The organism is Bordetella muralis (genome assembly GCF_965139205.1).
GTDB classification, from domain to species: Bacteria; Pseudomonadota; Gammaproteobacteria; order Burkholderiales; family Burkholderiaceae_B; genus Bordetella_A; species Bordetella_A muralis.
The window spans coordinates 166912-183599 of the sequence record NZ_CBCSIU010000010.1 but is presented as its reverse complement, the minus strand read 5'-3'; the positions used below and the strand labels follow the sequence as shown (position 1 = coordinate 183599).

At 60.9% G+C, this 16688-nt stretch carries 19 protein-coding genes; 8 read left to right on the top strand and 11 right to left on the bottom strand.

The genetic code is table 11. The features are described from left to right. The 5 genes from ACNA0I_RS16240 to ACNA0I_RS16220 all read right to left on the bottom strand — a co-directional run. A partial coding sequence (locus ACNA0I_RS16240; protein ID WP_415807030.1) for a nickel/cobalt transporter occupies nt 1-1013 on the bottom strand: 1013 nt, incomplete at its 3' end. Then, nucleotides 1010-1639 (bottom strand): DUF1007 family protein, encoded by a 630-nt coding sequence (locus tag ACNA0I_RS16235; protein WP_415807035.1) that lies wholly within the window; start codon nt 1637-1639, stop codon nt 1010-1012. The genes ACNA0I_RS16235 and ACNA0I_RS16240, both read right to left, overlap by 4 nt. Before the next feature lie 5 nt (nt 1640-1644). Continuing rightward, nucleotides 1645-2754: a metal ABC transporter solute-binding protein, Zn/Mn family gene (locus ACNA0I_RS16230; protein ID WP_415807029.1), complete on the bottom strand. Its 1110-nt coding sequence runs from the start codon at nt 2752-2754 to the stop codon at nt 1645-1647. A 10-nt stretch (nt 2755-2764) separates the two neighbouring features. Continuing rightward, the gene (locus ACNA0I_RS16225; RefSeq protein WP_415807028.1) at nt 2765-3640 is read right to left on the bottom strand and encodes a metal ABC transporter permease; all 876 of its coding nucleotides are present in this window, start codon (nt 3638-3640) and stop codon (nt 2765-2767) included. A 25-nt stretch (nt 3641-3665) separates the two neighbouring features. After that, nucleotides 3666-4424 carry a metal ABC transporter ATP-binding protein gene (locus ACNA0I_RS16220; RefSeq protein WP_415807027.1) on the bottom strand — a complete coding sequence of 253 codons (759 nt, stop codon included), beginning with the start codon at nt 4422-4424 and terminating at the stop codon, nt 3666-3668. Nucleotides 4425-4753: 329 nt separating this feature from the next. On the opposite strand from ACNA0I_RS16220, the gene ACNA0I_RS16215 reads away from it, so the two are divergent. The 3 genes from ACNA0I_RS16215 to dksA all read left to right on the top strand — a co-directional run. Continuing rightward, on the top strand, nt 4754-5259 hold a 506-nt coding region (locus ACNA0I_RS16215), incomplete at its 5' end, for a Fur family transcriptional regulator (RefSeq protein ID WP_415807025.1). A gap of 407 nt (nt 5260-5666) precedes the next feature. Then, the gene (locus ACNA0I_RS16210; RefSeq protein ID WP_415807024.1) at nt 5667-6776 is read left to right on the top strand and encodes a CobW family GTP-binding protein; all 1110 of its coding nucleotides are present in this window, start codon (nt 5667-5669) and stop codon (nt 6774-6776) included. A gap of 57 nt (nt 6777-6833) precedes the next feature. Continuing rightward, nucleotides 6834-7298: an RNA polymerase-binding protein DksA gene (gene dksA / locus ACNA0I_RS16205; protein ID WP_415807023.1), complete on the top strand. Its 465-nt coding sequence runs from the start codon at nt 6834-6836 to the stop codon at nt 7296-7298. 170 nt (nt 7299-7468) lie between these two features. On the opposite strand, the gene ACNA0I_RS16200 is transcribed toward dksA, so the two are convergent. Then, the gene (locus ACNA0I_RS16200; protein ID WP_415807022.1) at nt 7469-7915 is read right to left on the bottom strand and encodes a winged helix-turn-helix transcriptional regulator; all 447 of its coding nucleotides are present in this window, start codon (nt 7913-7915) and stop codon (nt 7469-7471) included. A 177-nt stretch (nt 7916-8092) separates the two neighbouring features. On the opposite strand from ACNA0I_RS16200, the gene ACNA0I_RS16195 reads away from it, so the two are divergent. The 4 genes from ACNA0I_RS16195 (at nt 8093) to ACNA0I_RS16180 (ending at nt 12516) form a co-directional block, all read left to right on the top strand. Next, nucleotides 8093-9253: an MFS transporter gene (locus tag ACNA0I_RS16195; RefSeq protein ID WP_415807021.1), complete on the top strand. Its 1161-nt coding sequence runs from the start codon at nt 8093-8095 to the stop codon at nt 9251-9253. Nucleotides 9254-9374: 121 nt separating this feature from the next. After that, nucleotides 9375-9914 (top strand): ATP-dependent protease subunit HslV, encoded by a 540-nt coding sequence (gene hslV, locus ACNA0I_RS16190; RefSeq protein WP_415807020.1) that lies wholly within the window; start codon nt 9375-9377, stop codon nt 9912-9914. 37 nt (nt 9915-9951) lie between these two features. Further along, a complete protein-coding gene (hslU, locus tag ACNA0I_RS16185; RefSeq protein ID WP_415807019.1) occupies nt 9952-11286 on the top strand; it encodes an ATP-dependent protease ATPase subunit HslU in 1335 nt (444 codons plus the stop codon). Between the two features lie 225 nt (nt 11287-11511). After that, a complete protein-coding gene (locus tag ACNA0I_RS16180; protein ID WP_415807018.1) occupies nt 11512-12516 on the top strand; it encodes an alpha/beta fold hydrolase in 1005 nt (334 codons plus the stop codon). Nucleotides 12517-12540: 24 nt separating this feature from the next. Here the strand turns inward: ACNA0I_RS16180 and ACNA0I_RS16175 are convergent, their stop codons facing one another. Beyond that, nucleotides 12541-12873 (bottom strand): copper-binding protein, encoded by a 333-nt coding sequence (locus ACNA0I_RS16175; RefSeq protein ID WP_415807034.1) that lies wholly within the window; start codon nt 12871-12873, stop codon nt 12541-12543. 160 nt (nt 12874-13033) lie between these two features. On the opposite strand from ACNA0I_RS16175, the gene ACNA0I_RS16170 reads away from it, so the two are divergent. Beyond that, nucleotides 13034-13597, top strand: coding sequence for a cob(I)yrinic acid a,c-diamide adenosyltransferase (locus ACNA0I_RS16170; RefSeq protein ID WP_415807017.1), 564 nt, complete (start codon nt 13034-13036; stop codon nt 13595-13597). 5 nt (nt 13598-13602) lie between these two features. Here ACNA0I_RS16170 and lipA read toward each other — a convergent pair whose 3' ends face one another. The 4 genes from lipA to ACNA0I_RS16150 form a co-directional block, all read right to left on the bottom strand. Next, nucleotides 13603-14607, bottom strand: a complete 1005-nt coding sequence (gene lipA, locus ACNA0I_RS16165; protein WP_415807016.1) for a lipoyl synthase — start codon at nt 14605-14607, stop codon at nt 13603-13605. Nucleotides 14608-14683: 76 nt separating this feature from the next. Next, on the bottom strand, nt 14684-15331 hold the full coding sequence (gene lipB, locus ACNA0I_RS16160) for a lipoyl(octanoyl) transferase LipB (protein WP_415807015.1): 648 nt from the start codon (nt 15329-15331) through the stop codon (nt 14684-14686). 21 nt (nt 15332-15352) lie between these two features. Then, the gene (locus ACNA0I_RS16155) at nt 15353-15628 is read right to left on the bottom strand and encodes a YbeD family protein (RefSeq protein ID WP_094824157.1); all 276 of its coding nucleotides are present in this window, start codon (nt 15626-15628) and stop codon (nt 15353-15355) included. Between the two features lie 36 nt (nt 15629-15664). Next, on the bottom strand, nt 15665-16531 hold the full coding sequence (locus tag ACNA0I_RS16150) for a D-amino acid aminotransferase (protein ID WP_415807014.1): 867 nt from the start codon (nt 16529-16531) through the stop codon (nt 15665-15667). Nucleotides 16532-16688: the final 157 nt, after the last annotated feature.

Here is a 16688-nt window from a genome sequence, read left to right as displayed (position 1 = left end):
GCATAAGCCCCCACCCGCGTAGCAGCCCCCGCCGCCACAACGGCAAAAACCGCCAATGCAGCAACAGTAAGCCCCGTCCCCAGCCCCATAGCCAACGCAGCAGCTATCCCCGCCGCGAAGAAGTCTTGCGACAACGCAAAGACCAAGACAATGAGCGCGCCGCTGCATGGCCGTAAACCCATCGCGAGAATGGCCGACATGGCTTTGCGCCAGTCCAGCGCACCAGCGACTTGATCGGGAGACGGGACATGCACATGCCCGCAACCACAGTCATCATGATGGTGATGACCGTTGTGGATCGGAATGACATGAGACGGAGGCTCAACGTCTGTGCTCAGCGGAACATGATTGGGTTGATGCCTCGCCGCCTCGAGATGATCATGCGCTGCGTGATGACCGCGCTCATCATGCGTAGATTGGTGTGCATGCCCCTGCCCCACATCATGGACATGTTGATGGCCCGGTCGGCGCAGCCAGGGCCGCAAGGCTTTGCTCCAGACCAGCCATGCTCCCAACAGCGTGATCAATGCGTATGACGCGGTTTCCAGCCAACGCGTGGCGCGATTCATTTCCGGTGCCGTCGCGTGCAACAGCCAGGCCATGACAGCGACCAGCACGATGGCTACCAACGCCTGCAACAGAGCCGCCAACAAGGCCAGCAAAGCACCGTTGCGAGCAGTCTGGCGATTGGCCAGGACATACGAGGCAATCACGGCCTTGCCGTGGCCTGGACCCAGCGCATGGAATATGCCATACGCAAACGAGAGGCCTAACAACCCCCAGGCGGCCGTTCCGTCGGCCTGCCAGGCGCGTACCGCACCGGTGAGCTGTCTGTAGAAATGCGATTGCCATGCAGAGATCTGCGCAAACAGGCCGCTCAGCCAGTCAGGCCCCGCCACGGCGCCCCCGCTTTCCGGCACTCCAAATGGATGCGCACTCTGAGCCCATCCCGCCAAAGGCGGCAGCCAGAGCAGCAATGCCCATGTCAGTGCCACCACATACGGCTTCCTCATCCGCAACTCACTTCTATCCGATGTGTCAGACCCTTCGTGATGGCCAGCAACTCATCGGGTACGGTTTCCGCCTCGGCAGGAATCGCCGCCAATTTCTGCATGGTCTGCCAATCGAGTTCGCCGGGCGGCCGATAAGATTGCTGACACGATTTCGGCGCGTCGATCAACGACACCGCACCCGGCGCACTAAAGTCATACGCGACGAAATACGTCGGATCGTAGATATCGAACTGCACGCCCTGTTTATCCGGCACCATGGGCTGAGCGAGGGGCAGCGTGAACGACAGCGTCAATCGCTGCGATTTGGTGTCCCAGCTCACCACGGCATCACGTGGCTCGGCGAATTTCATCGGTTTTCCATTCACGCTTGCCTGCGTGAAATAGTGTGAAATCGGCTCGCCCAAAGCCTGCATCCAATCTTTCGCCATGCCCTTCAGGGTCTCGGCAGGCAGGCTGCCATCGGGGCCTTTTTCCAGGCCTTGAGTGGTGTAGGCGCCGAACATTTCGTCGAACAGCCAATCTTGCTGGATCGCCGTCATTCGGCCCTGCCCGTCAAAGGCGATACGCGCGCGAGCATCTATCCACATATGTGGATGAGCCTGCGCCGCCGGTGCGGCACAGGCCATCATTATTACGGCTGCAATGCCTCGGAAAGCTGACGCGCATTCCATTCAAACATCCCCAGATAAGTCGCCGCCGGCTGTCCGGATGGAGCCAGCGCATCGGAGTAGAGCGTACCACCGGTACGTGCCCCTGTTTCGCGCGCGATCTGCTGTACCAGAGCGGGGCTGCTGATGTTCTCGACAAACACGGCGGGCACGTGTTCGCGCTTGACCAGTTCGATGATGCGCGCAATGTCGGCTGCCGCAGGCTCGGCGTCGGTGGACAAGCCGGCCACGGGAATGAATCGCACGCCGTAGGCGTCACCGAAATAACCAAAGGCGTCGTGCGAGCTGACCACCTGGCGACGCGCGGTCGGGATGGCGGCAAAGGTCTTGCGAATCTGTGCGTCCAATGCCTCGATGCGCGCGATATAGGCTTGCGCGCGTTGACGATAGGCCGCGGCGTGCGCCGGGTCGGCGGCGGCCAGGCCCTCTGCGATGTTGCGGGCGTAGATGACGCCGTTCTTCAGGCTTTGCCAGGCGTGCGGATCTTGATCGCCGTGGTGATGATGGTGGCCACCGTCCGCGTGAGCGTGGGAGTCATCATGATCGTGGTCATGGCCATGATCGTGTTCATCGTGATGTTGACCGTCATCATGATCATGGTCGTGACCATGCGTATCGTTGTTTCCCTGAGCCGGCTTCTTGTCGGCGCTGTGATCATGCGCGCCGCCAGTGTGGTCATGACCGCGTTCCTGCTGCTCAGTCATTTTTCGCGGCGTGATGCCAGCCGTTGCGACAATGGTGGCCCCTGAAAAATCCGCGGCCTTCGCCAGGCGCGGCAGCCACGTTTCGAAATCCAGACCGTTTTCTACCAGGACGCTGGCCGCTTTCAACTGACGGGCCGCCGCCGGCGTAGGCTCATACGTGTGGGCATCGCCATCGGGGCCGACCAATGTCGTCACCGCCACATCGTCGCCACCGATTTCGCGCACCATATCGCCCAGCACTGAAAAGCTGGCGACGACTCGCAGAGGTTCGGCGCTCTGCGCCATGACGGGCGCGTACACGCTGGCAGCGCCCAACGTCAGCATCATCAATATACGGCGCCGTGCTTGCGCGGCAGAATAATTGTGCATCGTTCTTCCTTTAGCGAAAACGGGTACGGCCATGAGCCATCAGGCCGTGCAATAGCCCACCCTGCGGCCCGCAAGCCACAGAAACCAGATACGCCAGCCCCGCCGCCAGAATGATGGCGGGTGATGCCGGCAAGTTGTAGTGATAGGAAAACAAGAGGCCACATAGCCCGGACACGATTCCAACGATCGCCGACAAGACGATTTGCCCGGCCACGGTCGGCTGCCAGAAACGCGCGGCAGCAGCGGGCAACATCATCATGCCCACCACCATCAAGGTCCCCATCACCTGAAACCCGGCCACCAGATTCACGACGACCAGGACGAGAAAGGCCATGTGCGCCAACGTGCCCCGTCCCCCGCAGGCTCGTAGAAAGCCTGCGTCCAGACACTCGGCCACCAACAGCCGATACAGCAGCGCCATCGCCGCCAACGTCACGCTCGCAACGCTGGTCACCAGCAGCAGGGACGCGTCATCCAGGCCGAGCACGGTGCCAAACAACACATGCAGCAGATCCATATTCGAGCCCCGCATTGACACCAGCAATACACCCAACCCCAGTGAAATCAGATAGAACGCCGCAAAACTCGCGTCTTCGCGCAAAGGCGTCAGCCGGGCAACGACGCCCGCCAGTACAGCGACAAGCAACCCGGTGATCAAGCCGCCCAGCAGCATGGCCCACAACGACAAACCCGATAGCAGGAAGCCCGCCGCCACACCCGGCAAGATCGCGTGCGACATGGCGTCCCCCATCAGACTCATCCGCCGCAACACCAAAAAGACGCCAAGCGGCGCGGCGCCCAACGCTGCCGCCGACGTACCCGCCAGTGCGCGCCGCATAAAGCCATAGTCGACGAACGGCGCCACGGCCCAGTCCAGCAACGTCATCGCGATCCTCCTTCCACGCTGCGTCTCACAGCCATTCCTGAAGCACGCCGCGCGCTGCCGCCAAATTGCGGGCCGTCAGTACCTCGGCTGTCGGACCCCAAGCGATCTGCCGTCCTGCGAGCAACAAGGTCTGCGAAAAATGCGCGCGCACCATGGCCAGATCGTGCAAGACGGCCACCACGGTGCGCCCTTGGCGATTCCACTCGCATAGCAATTGCATCAGCACCTCGGCGGTGTGGCTGTCAACGGCGGCAAAGGGCTCGTCCAATAACAGCACTTGAGCGTCCTGCAACATCAGACGGGCGAACAAAGCCCGTTGCATCTGCCCCCCTGACAACGCGCCCACCATGCGGCCCGCCTCATCAGCCAGGCCGACGGTCTCCAGCGCCTGCCAAGTCCGTTGCGTTTCCGTGTGGCCAAAGCCCCGCCAGGCGCCGACACGGCGCCATGCACCCATGGCGACCATGTCCAGCACCGTGATAGGAAAGGAACGGTCTATTTCCGCGGCCTGTGGCAGCCATGCCAAACGGAGACGATCCTGGGGATCGATATCCAGGTCGCCGGCCAACGGACGCATCAGTCCCACGATGCCCTTGATCAAAGTGGACTTCCCCGCGCCATTGGGTCCCGCAATGGCCGTCATGGAGCCGCGATCAAAATGCCCGGATACGGCTTGCACCGCCGCCCGACCGCGCCAACCGAAGGTCGCCTCGCGCAACGCGATCACGGGTTCGCCGGACAGGTGCACATCCTCCACCGCCGCCTCGGGAATAAGCATCGCCATCCCGCTCACGCGCCGGCCCACCAGCCCATGGCCCATCCGGTCAACGCCCACAAGCCGATCGCAGCAACTGCCGCGACACTCAACCGGAAAAAAACAGAGGCTCGCAGCGCTGACCCACGAGGACGAGACGCCACAGCCGAAACAATATGAGACATATCCACACATACAGCCCGCTCTCGGGAAATCAGGCTGTTTATTCGCTTAATTAGATATGTTATATCATAACAAATATCAGCAAGACCGGCTGGGCGCTCCCCGTATGGTCCGTTTTCTGATACCTTCGCGGAATTGCCTGCCCGGCGCTATCCGGCTGCCACGATCAATGCCCNCCCCGCCCCGCTCCACTCGCCCCGACTCTATTGGCGAGCAACTCAATATCGCCGAATCGCTCTGCGCAGAGCGCGGCCGCCGGCTGACGCCCATTCGCCGCAAAGTGCTGGAATTGCTCCTGCGTCACGGCCGCAGCCTCAAGGCCTACGAACTCCTGGACGCCATGCGCGCCGAGCACCCCGGCGCAGCGCCTCCCACGGTCTACCGGGCGCTGGACTTTCTGATGGACGAGGGTCTGATCCACCGTCTGGACGCCGTCAATGCCTGGACCGCTTGTCACGACGCGGCGGGCGCGCCGCATGATTTGCTGGTGGTCTGTACTGGCTGCGGAGCCGTGGCCGAGGTCAGCGACCCCGCCATGAGCCAACAATTGGCCGATCGAGTGGCCTTGACGGGCTTTGCCCTGGCCACACACGAAACCGAAATCCGGGCGCTCTGCCCTCAATGCCAGAAAAAACAGCCGGCAGATGCCGGCCATCGTCATCATCACGGTCATACGCATTGAAATGACTAGCCGGCCGGAGGAGTCCGGTGGCATTTGCCGGCAACACCTCCCGTCTCGCATGGTCTGAAAAGCCAGCGTCATGCCCGCATGAGGGCCCCACAGCCGTCAGTCTGCCTGCTAGTGCAGTGCAACATAGGGCAAATTTGACGGACAATCCGTCCTCCCTGCACAGCAGATAGACGCTACCCCCTTGAAATCCAGCCATACATCCCCATATAACTGCATCGAATAGATTACAGCGCCGCTTTATGCCTGTAACCGCAGTGCGGTGCCGGGGGTTGTCCCGGGGTTTGCCCACCTGCCCTTACTGTGCTGTAATCCTGCGTCCGGTCGCAACCGCGGCCGCCTGTTGTTTTATGCCTTGGACGCGCTCGTGCGCCCTGGGGCTCTCAGCTTACCGCCTTGCCATGAATACCCAGCGCAGTTTGGACAAAATGGTTCCCGTCACCATCCTCACCGGCTTCCTCGGTGCAGGCAAGACCACCCTGCTCAAGCGCATCCTGACCGAATTCCACGGCCGCCGCGTTGCCGTCATCGAAAACGAATTCGGGCCGGAGAGCATCGACAACGACTTGCTCGTGCAGGATAGCGAGGAAGAAATCATCGAGCTCAGCAATGGCTGCGTCTGCTGCACGGTACGTGGTGACCTGATGCGCACGCTGGCCGAACTGCGCGCCAAGCGCGTGGCGGGCGAGCTCACTTTCGAACGCGTCATCCTCGAGACCACTGGCATGGCCAACCCCGGCCCCGTGTGCCAGACGTTCTTCATGGACGACGAGATCGCCGAATACTACCGTCTGGACGCCGTCGTCACGGTGGTCGACGCCAAGCATGGCATGGCAACGCTGGACGCCCAGTCCGAGGCCCAGAAACAAGTCGGTTTTGCCGACCGTATCCTGGTCTCCAAAAAGGACCTGGTCAACGAGGCCGACTACGAGGCGCTACGAGCCCGTCTGGTGCGCATCAATCCGCGTGCACCCATTACGCCGGTCAATTTTGGCGAAGTCGACCTGAAGTCCATCATCGACATCAGCGGCTTCAATCTGAATTCCATTCTCGACATCGACCCGGATTTCCTGGCCGATGAGCACCCCGACGCGGCGCACAGCCACGCCCACGGTCATGACCACGACCATGATCATGATCACGATCATGACCACGAGGGCGAATGCGGGGCGCATTGCCATCACGAACATCACCATCATCACCACCACGACGACGAGATCGGTGCATTCGTCTTCCGCTCAAACAAGCCGTTCGATCCCGCACGGCTGGAAGAATTCCTCGGCGGTGTGGTGCAGGTCTATGGTCCCGACCTCATGCGCTATAAAGGCATCCTGTACATGAAAGGCATCAACCGCCGCATGTTGTTCCAGGGTGTGCATATGATGATGGGAGCCGAACCCGGCAAGCCGTGGACCGCAGCCGAAAAGCCGTCTACCAAGATGGTCTTTATCGGCCGCAAGCTGCCCCAGGAAATTTTCACCCGGGGCTTGGAGCAGTGCCTGGCGGGCTAACGCCGCAATCCCGACGCGCGCAATCGCGCCAGGATCGATTCATAGTGGAGTGTTTTCATGGCTACCAAGGCAGCAACCAAAAAATCAAACAAGTCGACTAGCGATACGGCGATTGATCTGCCCAGCGAAGAAGAATTGCTGGCCATGCCCGAGTCGGAATATATGAACGAGCGCCAACTGGCGTTCTTCAAAGAACGACTCAAGCAACTCGAACAAGACATCCTGGCTAACGCCGGCGAGACCACCGAGCACCTGCGTGAAACGCAATTCGTGCCTGACCCCGCCGACCGCGCCACCATCGAAGAAGAACACGCTCTCGAGCTGCGTACTCGCGATCGCGAGCGCAAACTTCTGAAGAAAGTGCAACAGTCCATTGCTCGCATCGATAGTGGCGAATATGGCTGGTGCGAAGAGACCGGCGAACCCATCGGGATCCCGCGCCTGCTGGCCCGCCCGACCGCTACGCTCTCTCTCGAAGCGCAGGAACGGCGCGAAATGCGTCAAAAGCTCTACGGAGATTAACCTCTCTTTGGCGCGTTTTCGCTTTCGTCTTTCGGGGCCGCATTCTTCAACGAAATGCGGCCCTTTTCATTGCCGGGATTGTCCAGGCATCAGTGCGAAAGCTGCTCGAGCACGTGTCTGACGCACAACAAGGCGGTCGCCAACTGATCTGCGGGATTGTGAACGGCCGCTTAGCTGACTTTTCGCACATGCGTGGCCTCGGGAGGCAGCGCGTTGCCCTCTTTGTCGGTCGGGACCATCCGCGCGACAGGCTTGCCCGTATGTTTATCAATCAGCACGGAATGGCGTTCGCCCCGCTCGAACATGTGCCGTTCACCCCACTGCCGTAACGCGACCACGACGGGAAACAGGCTTTTTCCTTTGTTGGTCAGCACGTACTCCTGATAAGCCGTACCGTCGGACGCCGCTTGGGTTTGCAAGATCCCTGCATCGACCAGCTTGCGCAGCCGATCAGAAAGAATATTCCGTGCCACCCCCAGGCTGCGCTGCAGATCACCGAAGCGACGCACGCCATCGAAGGCGTCGCGCACGATGAGCAGCGACCAACGATCTCCAACAACATCGACGCAGCGCCCTACCGGGCACGGCTCGTCGTCCATGGTTTTGCGGTCAGGCATGCAGTCTCCAGGCAATTCGATGTGAACACACCAACAAGTTGCATTTTAAAACTGCATCGCCTAGCATTCAAACCAGTTTCATTTTAAAACCAGTTTGAGTGCAACAGAATCATGAAAACCTCCCTTGCCTGTCCCTCGTCAAGTGTTCATGGCCACGCACCGAGCAGACGCACTGATATGCCACGCAGCCTGATATGGCTGTTCGCCATCGCCAGCGGACTGAGCGTGGCCAACGTCTATTACGCCCAGCCCTTGCTGGACGCATTGGCTCAATCGTTTGGCATCAGCGAGGCAGCAATTGGCGGGGTGGTCACTGCAACCCAGCTGGGCTGCGCGCTGGCGTTGCTGTTGCTCGTGCCATTGGGGGACAGGGTGGATCGGCGGCGCCTGATGACAATTCAATTGCTGGCACTGGTGGCAGCGTTGGCCGTCGTGGGCACAGCGCAGTCCGCGGCGGCGCTGCTCGCGGGGATGCTTGGCGTCGGCTTGCTGGGCACGGCCATGACGCAGGGACTGATCGCCTATGCCGCCAGTGTCGCTGCCCCTCATGAGCGAGGCAGCGTCGTGGGCACGGCCCAAAGCGGCGTATTCATCGGCCTGCTGCTCGCGCGTGTATTTGCGGGAGGCGTGAGCGATCTGACCGGCTGGCGTGGCGTCTATCTCAGCGCGGCGGCCCTGATGCTGATGCTTGCGCTACCGCTATGGCGACGTCTGCCGGTCTTGGGCACCGTATCGAACGCGATGAGCTATCCGCGCCTGATTGCGTCCATGCTGACGCTGCTGCGCCAGGAGAAGGTCCTCCAGATACGGGGCATGCTGGCACTCCTGATGTTCGCCGCGTTCAACATTTTCTGGAGCGCGCTCGTACTGCCATTAAGCGCACCGCCCTATGGCTTTTCCCATACCCTTATTGGCGCTTTCGGCTTGGTGGGCGCAGTGGGCGCACTCGCGGCCGCCCGGGCTGGCCTATGGGCCGACCGAGGGCACGGCCAACGCACCAGTGCCCTGGCGCTGACTGCGCTGCTGTTGGCATGGTGGCCCCTGTCCCTGATGGACACCTCACTCTGGGCGCTGATCATAGGCATCGTATTGCTGGACCTCGGAGGACAAGCATTGCATGTCACCAACCAAAGCATGATCTTTCGCACCCGGCCCGAGGCGCACAGTCGGCTGGTGGGCCTGTACATGCTGTTTTACGCAGCCGGCAGCGGGCTGGGAGCGATCAGCACGACGGCGACCTACGCCTATGCCGGCTGGCAGGGCGTGTGCGTCCTGGGGGCGGCAGTCAGCCTGTCGGCCCTGCTGTTCTGGATGGTCACACGACGCGCCCACGATTAGCACAGAAACATACTGAAATACTGACGCCTTCACACCAACAGGCGGCATACACTTAAAGCTCGGGCAGCGCCTTGAAATCGGTCGCTTCGCCCCCAGATCAAACCTTCATAGGAAGGAAAGCATGGAACAATTTCACGCCACCACCATCGTCTGCGTGCGCCGCGGCAACCGTGTCGCGCTGGGCGGCGATGGCCAAGTCACCCTGGGCAATATCGTCATCAAGGGTACAGCCCGCAAAATCCGCCGCCTGTACCATGACAAGATCCTGGCGGGCTTTGCCGGCGCTACGGCAGACGCCTTTACCCTGCAAGAGCGTTTCGAAGCCAAACTCGAAAAACACCAGGGACACCTGATGCGCGCCGCCGTCGAGTTGACCCGCGACTGGCGCACCGACCGCGTGCTGCGCCGCCTGGAAGCCATGCTCATTGTGGCCGACGCCGAGCACACCCTGGTGCTGACCGGTAACGGCGACGTGCTCGAACCCGAGCATGGCCTGGCCGCCATCGGGTCCGGTGGCGCCTACGCCCAATCGGCCGCGCTGGCCCTATTGCGCAACACCGAATTGGCCCCCCAAGACATCGTCAAACAGTCACTGGAAATCGCCGGCGACCTGTGCATTTACACCAACCAGAATCACGTCATCGAAACGCTGGGCGAATAAGCGCCCGCTTCGGCCGGCTGTAGCAAGGATTCCGTTTATGTCCGCATCCACCATGACCCCCGGGGAAATCGTCTCCGAGCTCGACAAATTCATCATCGGCCAGAACCGTGCCAAGCGCGCGGTGGCTGTGGCGCTGCGCAACCGCTGGCGCCGTCAGCAGGTCGACGAGCCTTTGCGCCATGAGATCCACCCCAAGAACATCCTGATGATCGGCCCCACCGGCGTGGGCAAGACCGAAATCGCCCGTCGCCTGGCCAAGCTGGCCAATGCGCCCTTTATCAAGATCGAGGCCACCAAGTTCACCGAAGTCGGCTATGTCGGCCGTGATGTCGACACCATCATCCGCGACCTGACCGAATACTCGATCAAGCAAACGCGCGAACTCGAAATGCGCCGTGTGCGCACGCAGGCCGAAGACGCAGCCGAAGACCGCATTCTGGACGCCCTGGTGCCGCCCGCGCGCAACGCCTCTGGCGAACCCGAGCGCAACGACGACAGCAGCGCCCGCCAGACGTTCCGCAAACGTCTGCGCGAGGGCAAAATCGACGACCTCGAAGTCGAAATCGACGTCGCTCAAGCCGTCCCCCAAATGGACGTCATGACACCGCCGGGCATGGAAGACATGGCCGAGCAATTGCGCGGCATGTTCGCAGGCCTCGCCCGCGACAAGAAAAAACCCAAGAAAATGAAGGTCAAAGAGGCCTTCAAGCTCATCGTCGAAGAAGAAGCCGCCAAGCGCGTCAACGAGGATGATCTGCGTACGGTCGCGATCGCCAATGTCGAGCAAAACGGCATCGTCTTTCTGGACGAAATCGACAAGATCGCCGCCCGCCAGGAAAGCGGTGGCGCTGACGTCTCGCGTCAGGGCGTGCAGCGTGACTTGCTGCCGCTGGTAGAAGGCACCACGGTCAACACCCGCTACGGCATGGTGCGCACCGACCACATCCTGTTCATTGCCTCGGGTGCGTTTCACCTGTCGCGACCGTCCGACCTGATTCCCGAGTTGCAAGGGCGGTTCCCGATTCGGGTCGAACTGGAATCGCTGTCGGCACAGGACTTCGTGCGCATCCTGTCCGATACCGACGCCTCGCTGACCAAGCAATACTCGGCATTGCTGGCCACCGAAGACGTGCATCTGGATTTCACCCCAGACGGCATCGAGCGCTTGGCCGAACTGGCGTTTTCAGTCAACGAGCGTACCGAAAACATTGGTGCCCGCCGTCTGTACACCGTCATGGAAAAACTGCTCGAGGAATTGTCGTTCGACGCGACGGCCAGCGGCGGCAAGACCGTCAAGATCGATGCAGCCTACGTAGAGGAACAGTTGTCCGAAGCGGCTGCCAGCCAGGATCTGGCGCGCTACGTGTTGTAAAGCGTCAAGGACTGCCGCGCGCCCGTCAAGGCTGGCGCGCGGTGGTGGTCTCTTGTCATGACCGCATAGTGCCGCAACGCGCTGCGAGTGATGCAGCCAAGGCCGGCACATTGCACGAGTTACATACCAGAACCGAGCAACGGAACGGGCACTCACTGACAAGCAGCTGAACTATCGCAGCGCATGGATGTCGCATGAGTTCGTTCACCCTCAATGAAGGCTCGCATGTTCAAACCCGCCATTGCCGCTACAGCGCTTTTCGTTGCCGCCAGTGCTCACGCCCAGCCCGCCGTACCCGACTATGGGCCTCGGCTCGAACGTTTCAATTATCCCTACCAGGTCAGTGAATTCAAGCTGAGCTCACAAGGCCAGTCATTGTCCATGACCTACATGGACATCCGGCCCGAACGCCCCAATGGCCGCACCGCCGTCCTATTGCACGGCAAGAATTTCTGCGGCGCCACCTGGGAAGGCACCATCGACGCCCTGACAAACGCCGGCTACCGGGTAGTGGCGCCCGACCAGATCGGCTTCTGCAAATCGAGCAAACCGGCCGCCTATCAATATAGCTTTCATCAACTGGCCGCCAATACCCATGCCTTGCTGCAGAGCCTGGATATCGAGCGCGCAGTGATCATGGGCCATTCCATGGGCGGCATGGTGGCTACGCGCTATGCCCTGATGTACCCGGACCAGGTCGATGCACTGGTGATGGTCAACCCCATCGGCCTGGAAGACTGGAAGGCCAAGGGCGTGCCCTATCGCACCGTGGACGAGTGGTATGCACGCGAATTGAAAACGAACTTCGCAGGTATCAAGAAGTACCAGCAGAACACGTATTACGCCGGCACCTGGAAGCCCGAATACGACCGCTGGGTCGCGATGGCAGCCGGCATGTATCAGGGCGAAGGGCGCGAGCAGGTCGCCTGGAGCCAAGCCTTGACTTACGACATGGTGTATACCCAGCCGGTGATACATGAGTTCGGCCAAGTGCGCGTACCGACTCTCTTGCTGATCGGCGAGAAGGACAACACGGCACCGGGCAAGGATGCGGCTGCGCCAGACGTTGCTGCCAAGCTGGGTAATTACGCAGCCTTGGGGCCCGCCACTGCGCAGGCGATCCCAGGCGCCCGGCTGGTGGCTTTTCCTGAATTAGGACATTCGCCGCAAATCCAGGATCCCCAGCGATTCCATGAGCGTCTGGTAAAGGAATTGGATCAGATGCTGTAGCGCGCCCCGCAAACTGACCGCGATCTAATTACTGATCGCTGTCACGACATATTTGCCATTTTGGCGGGCGGCCGTGAACCTCACGCGGTCGCCAGGCTTGATATTGGCCAGCAGGGCCGGGCTGGCCTGATACACGAGCGTCATTGCAGGCAATTCCAAGTCCGATATCGCGTCATGCTTGATCGCGACTTTGCCCGCCGCGGCGTCGACCCGTCGCACTTCGCCACTCGCCGTCGCGGTGGCGTCCTTGGCTGATGGCTGCTGCTCGGCAGCCAGGGCTGGCACGGGCTGCCAGAGGGCCACACCGGCCAGGGTTACCGCCGACAACATGGACACTCGTCCCAATACGCGACGCATCTTGTTCATCACCTCTCCTTCGGCCGACCCTGCGGCCCAGAACGCCAGCTATTGCCGACGCTGCACAGGAATACAGGATAACGCGTCCGCAGGCATTAGCCTCGGCACTACACTACCCATCTGTTTCCACACATAACCACCACGCAAAGAGACTTTCTACATGGGCAACCGACTTTCCGCCATCGCCACACGAACCGGAGACGATGGCACGACCGGCCTGGGTGATGGTAGCCGCCTGCGCAAAGACGAACCGCGTGTAGCGGCGTTGGGCGATGTGGACGAGCTCAACAGCGTCATCGGCCTGCTGCGCACCGAATCCCTGCCCGATCCCGTGCAGGCGGACCTGAGCACGATCCAGCATGATTTGTTCGACCTGGGCGCAGAGCTCTGCATCCCGGGCCACACCACACTGACCGATGCCCAGGTGGCGTTTTTAGATCAGCGCCTGGCCCACTATAACGGCACCCTGCCGCCACTGCGCGAATTCATCCTGCCCGGCGGTTCCCGGCCAGCAGCCCTGGCTCATCTGACTCGCACCGTAGCGCGCCGGGCAGAGCGTTCGGTGATCACCCTCGAACGGCACGACACCCTGAATGCTTCGGTACGCCAATATCTGAACCGGTTGTCAGACCTGATGTTTGTACTCGCCCGCCACCTGAATGGGGTCCACGGAACGGGCGATGTGTTCTGGACCAGCGCGCATTCGCGGGTCCAGCCGGAATAAATACCTTAGTTCACGCCGGCGGCATGCGCCTGCTCGTCGGCGTGATACGACGAGCGGACCATCGCACCCACGGCGGCATGGGTAAAGCCCATCTCGTAAGCCTCGCGCTCGAACATCGCAAACGTATCGGGATGCACGTAGCGCAACACCGGCAGATGGTGTTCCGAAGGCTGCAGATACTGGCCTATGGTCAGCATGTCGACCCCATGGGCGCGCATGTCGCGCATGACCTGCAGGATTTCCTCGTCAGTCTCGCCCAGACCCAGCATCAGCCCGGATTTGGTCGGGACCTCGGGATGCAGCTGCTTGAACTCGGCCAGCAGTTTCAGTGAATGCGCATAGTCGGAACCCGGACGCGCCTGCTTGTACAAACGGGGCACGGTTTCCAGATTGTGGTTCATCACATCAGGTGGGCCAGCATTCAGGATCGCCAGCGCACGTTCCAGACGGCCACGGAAATCGGGCACCAGGATCTCGATGCGCGTCGTGGGCGACAGGGCGCGGATGCGTGAGATGCAATCCACAAAGTGCGCCGCGCCGCCATCACGCAGATCATCGCGATCGACCGAGGTGATCACCACGTACGAGAGCTTCATGGCGGCGATGGTGCGCGCCAGATTCTCGGGCTCGTTCGTATCCAGCGGATCGGGACGGCCGTGTCCCACATCACAGAACGGGCAACGCCGCGTGCATTTGTCGCCCATGATCATGAAGGTCGCCGTGCCTTTGCCGAAACATTCGCCGATGTTCGGGCAGGAGGCTTCCTCGCACACGGTGTGCAGATTGTGCTCGCGCAGAATGCGCTTGATGTCGTAAAAGCGCGATCCCGGCGCAGCGGCCTTGACGCGGATCCACTCGGGCTTTTTCAGGCGCTCGGCCGGCACGATCTTGATCGGAATCCGTGCGGTCTTGGCCTGCGACTTTTGCTTTTGCGTCGCGTCGTAGGCGGCCGGCGTTGTGGCGGTCGCTTTCACTTCGGTCGCAGCAGCAGTGGGCTCAAGAGTAGACATACATCACCTTCGTCATGACCGGCGCACGTGGATAACGCAGCGCTGGACGGGGGGAAGAAAAGGGCATTTTAGCGCGTCAACCTGCAGCATCCCTGCGCACCGGCGGCGGCAAGGCGGTCAACAAGCGTTCCGCGAGGCGTTCTCCGACAGTCTTCACATCCTGCCGCGCCCCGCAAGTCGCCATATCGACGGTCACCAATCCCTCATAGCCACAGGGATTGATGCCTAAAAACGGCGACAAATCCATGTTCACGTTCAACGCAACGCCATGATAGGCATAGCCGTTACGTATTTTGATACCTAATGCAGCGATTTTGGCCACATGGCCGCCATCGCCATACGGCACATACACGCCCGGCGCACCGGGCTGGCGACAGGCGTCGGCAATGCCAAAATCGCTCAATGTGCCGATGGCCGCGTCCTCTAGCAGACGGACGTAGTCGCGCACAAACAGGCCCGCACGGCGCAAATCAAACAGAGAATAGGCTACCACCTGGCCGGGCCCGTGATAGGTCACCTGGCCGCCGCGATCGGACATCACGATGGGAATTGCTCCGGGATTCAACAGGTGCTCGGGCTTGCCGGCCTGCCCCAGGGTGTACACCGGAGCATGCTCGCATAGCCAGACCTCGTCCGGCGTACAGGCGTCGCGCGCAGCCGTAAAAGCCCGCATGTCCTGCCATACCGGCTCATAGTCGGTCGGTCGGGTCAACCACTTGATCATGACAGTGCCAAATGGCCGACCTTACAGGACGATGGACACCATGGGATGTCCATGCAGGGCGCGGTACAGATTATCGAGCTGCTCGCGCGAGGTCGCGCGCACGGTAAAGGTCAGGCCCATGTAGTTGCCGCCCTTGCTCGGCCGCATTTCGACCTTGGCGGGATCAAATCCCGGGTCGAACTGCAGCACCACCTCGGTCAGCGTCTGGGCAAACTCGGGATGCTGCTTGCCCATGACCTTGATGGGAAAGTCCGAGGGATACTCGATCAGCGATTCTTCGGGGGGGATGGTAGTCATAACACTTACCGCAATGCGCGTAGGGGCAATGTCGGTTTACAAAGCAGCAATACGGGCATCATACGCTGCCCGCAGCTTCGCATAAACCGGGCCGGGTCGGCCATTGCCAACGGGCTTGCCGTCGAATTGCAACACCGGCAGCACTTCCTTGGTCGCCGACGTCACCAGGATTTCGTCTGCCGAGGCGACTTCGTCCTGGGTGATACGACGGGCTTCGAACGGAACACCGGTTTCCTCTGCCAACTCGGCCATGAACCCGTAACGTATCCCTTCGAGAATCAAATTGTCCTTCGGCGGCGCCAATAGCTTGCCCGCCGACACCACCCAGAAATTGCTGGATGAGCCTTCGGTCATGAAGCCATCACGGAACTGGATCACCTCGTCCATGTCCGCCTCGGCTGCCTGCTGACGCGCCAATACGTTGCCCAGCAATGACACGGACTTGATTTCGCAATGCAACCAGCGCTCGTCAGGGATACTGATCACGCGTATGCCTCGTTCGCGCTGCTCGGCCGTGGGCGGCGTGAATTCCGTGGTCATGCCGAACACCGTGGGCGTGATTTCCGCTGTGGGAAAGGCATGTTCGCGCTTGTAGACGCCACGCGTGACTTGCAGATAGACCACGCAACTCGGTGTCGCCGAGCGGCGGATCAGCTCATTCACCAGCTCCAGCCATTGCTCGCGCGACTTCGGTGACGGAATGCGCAAGGCCTGCAAACTGCGGTCCAGGCGATTCATATGCTCGGTCATGCGGAACGGCTTGCCGTGATAGACCGGCACGACCTCGTAAATACCATCGCCGAAAATGAACCCCCGGTCCAGCACCGAGATTTTGGCCTCGTCGACGCGCGTGAACTCACCGTTGAGATACACCTGGCTATCGCCTGGCATGCCCGGAATCATGAATGGCCCCTAAAAATCTAAGATAGCTAAAAAATGACAAGCACAGGTCCGGATCGCCGTTATACGCCGAACCTTCGCTGTGCCTGTTCATGGATATGAATCGCAAGAAAGTAAAAGTGCCGCACTGTCCCAGCGATTTCTCGCCCCGATGATTTTC